The organism is Mesorhizobium sp. M1E.F.Ca.ET.041.01.1.1 (assembly GCF_003997355.1).
Taxonomy (GTDB): domain Bacteria; phylum Pseudomonadota; class Alphaproteobacteria; order Rhizobiales; family Rhizobiaceae; genus Mesorhizobium.
The window spans coordinates 1-2268 of record NZ_RZSL01000787.1 but is presented as its reverse complement, the minus strand read 5'-3'; the positions used below and the strand labels follow the sequence as shown (position 1 = coordinate 2268).

Below are 2268 nucleotides of genomic sequence, written 5' to 3'. Positions count from 1 at the left end.
GCCTTCGACGGCTGGGACACGCATGTCAACGAGGGCGGCGCCACCGGCCGGCTCGCCAATCTGCTCGGCGGCCTCGACGGCGCCTTCGAGGAATTCGAGACGGGGCTTGGCTCGAGCTGGAAGGATACCGCGATCGTGGCGATCACCGAATTCGGACGCACCGCCCGCATCAACGGCACGGTCGGCACGGATCACGGCACCGGCACGGTGGTGCTGCTCGCCGGCGGCGCGATCAAGGGCGGCCGTGTCATCGCCGACTGGCCCGGCCTGAAGCCGGCTCAGCTTTACGAACAGCGCGACCTCGCACCGACAAGCGATGTCCGCGCGGTGCTGAAGGGCCTCTTAGCCGACCAGTTCGGGCTGTCGGCTGCGGTGCTCGGCGACAAGGTGTTTCCGGATTCGGCGGCGGTGGGGCTGATGCGGGATTTGGTGGTGTGAGCCTTCAATCCGGATCGTGCCTGCCGTAGGAGCGGGGTGGATCACATCTTCGTTATCGAGAGACGCTTTCGTTGAGCGATGCCGCAGTCTTCAGCGCGCCATCAAGGACGAATTGATACACGTCAATGAGCGGCAGCGCATCCCGTACTAGGCTTCATCACTGTGTGTTCGATGCCGGGAAACTGATCGACGGAGGTTCTCAAGGCCGGAGGCCAGCAGAGAATAGGAGATCGTACCGATGATGATCCGCACGCTCTCTACTTTGGAATGCACGAAACTGTTGGCGGCCAATCGTGCCGGCCATCTAGCGTGTGCGAAAGACGGACAACCTTACCTCGTGTGCTTCAACTATGCCTACGCCGACAATCACCTCTATGCATTCTCTTTGCCGGGAAAGAAGATCGACTGGATGCGGGCCAATCCCCTGGTGTGCGCCCAGGTCGACGAACACACCCACGGGCGCGGATGGAGAAGCGTGATTGTCGACGGCCGCTATGAGGAACTGCCGGACCTGGTCGGCCACAAGGCTCAGCGCGAGCATGCATGGTCGGTGCTGAGCAAGCACGCGGACTGGTGGGAGCCCGGTGCGCTCAAGCCTGTCATGCCTCCCGTGTCGGATAACCTGCCGCACGTTTTCTTCCGGATCCATGTCGAGCAGGTCTCGGGACGGGAAGCGAGTGAATAGGCGTCGATCTTCGAACGCTTATGAAGCTGGCTTGTAGCCAAGCATCGCCACGGTCTTCAGCGCCGCCTCGCGCAGTCGCGGCGCCGCTTCCGAGGCTCAAGCCGCCTTCTTGGCCAACCTGGCTTTGATGCTGGTGATGTCGGCGCGCGGCGTCGCGGCGAAGAGCGTTTTGGTGTAGGCGTGCTTGGGGTCGGAGAAGACCTCGTCGCGCGAGCCGTATTCGACCGCCTCACCGAAATACATCACCATGACGTCGTCGGCGATGTAGCGCACGACCGAGAGGTCGTGGCTGATGAAGACATAGGTCAGCTTGAACTCGTCCTGCAGGTCGGCGAGCAGGTTGAGCACCTGCGCCTGCACCGATAGATCGAGCGCTGATACCGGCTCGTCCAGCACCAACAGGCTGGGATTGAGCATCAGCGCGCGGGCGATGGCGATGCGCTGGCGCTGGCCGCCCGAGAACATGTGCGGATAGCGGTTGTAATGCTCCGGTCCGAGGCCGACCTTCTTCAGCATCTTCATCGCAAGGTCGCGGCGTTCCTCGGCCGGCTTGTCGGTGTTGATGAGCAACGGCTCGCCGAGCACGTCGCCGATCTTCTGGCGCGGGTTGAGCGATCCGTAAGGGTTCTGGAAGACGATCTGCACCTTGCGGCGCATCTCCTTGGTCAGCCCATCCCTGGCGATGTCGACCTTGTTGCCGTCGATGAACAGTTCGCCAGCCGTCGCCGGATCGATCAGCGTGATGATGCGCGCGAGCGTGGATTTGCCGCAGCCGCTCTCGCCGACGATGGCGAGCGTCTTGCCCTTCTCGACGCCGAAGGAGACGCCCTTCACCGCATGCACCGTGCGCGCGGGGCGGAACAGGCCGCCGCCGACATGGTAGTCGCGCACGATGTTCTTGCCTTCGACAACCTTGGTCATGCGTTGGCTCCGGTCATGCACTAGCTCCCGAGGGCGCCGGCTCGAACAGCATGTCGGAGACGGTCGGCAGACGGTCGCCGACGGCGTTCTCCGGCAGCGCCGACAGCAGCGCGCGCGTGTAGTTGCTCTTCGGGCTTTCGAACAGCGACAGCACGTCGGCCTCTTCCATCTTGCGGCCCTTGTACTGGACGATGACGCGGTCGGCGGTTTCGGCGACCGTCTGC

3 protein-coding genes and 1 pseudogene are annotated in these 2268 nt (G+C 63.4%); 2 read left to right on the top strand and 2 right to left on the bottom strand.

The window, feature by feature from the left end:
- Window positions 1-438 (top strand): DUF1501 domain-containing protein (locus EOA38_RS34130; protein WP_127301291.1); only part of this gene is annotated, 438 nt, incomplete at its 5' end.
- A gap of 238 nt (window positions 439-676) precedes the next feature.
- Window positions 677-1123, top strand: coding sequence for a pyridoxamine 5'-phosphate oxidase family protein (locus EOA38_RS34125; RefSeq protein WP_127301290.1), 447 nt, complete (start codon window positions 677-679; stop codon window positions 1121-1123).
- A gap of 96 nt (window positions 1124-1219) precedes the next feature.
- Here EOA38_RS34125 and EOA38_RS34120 read toward each other — a convergent pair whose 3' ends face one another.
- Entirely contained in the window at window positions 1220-2044 is an 825-nt protein-coding gene (locus EOA38_RS34120; protein ID WP_127301289.1) for a dipeptide ABC transporter ATP-binding protein, read from the bottom strand.
- Between the two features lie 13 nt (window positions 2045-2057).
- Window positions 2058-2268 (bottom strand): annotated as a pseudogene (locus tag EOA38_RS34115) (nickel import ATP-binding protein NikD); the annotation flags it as partial.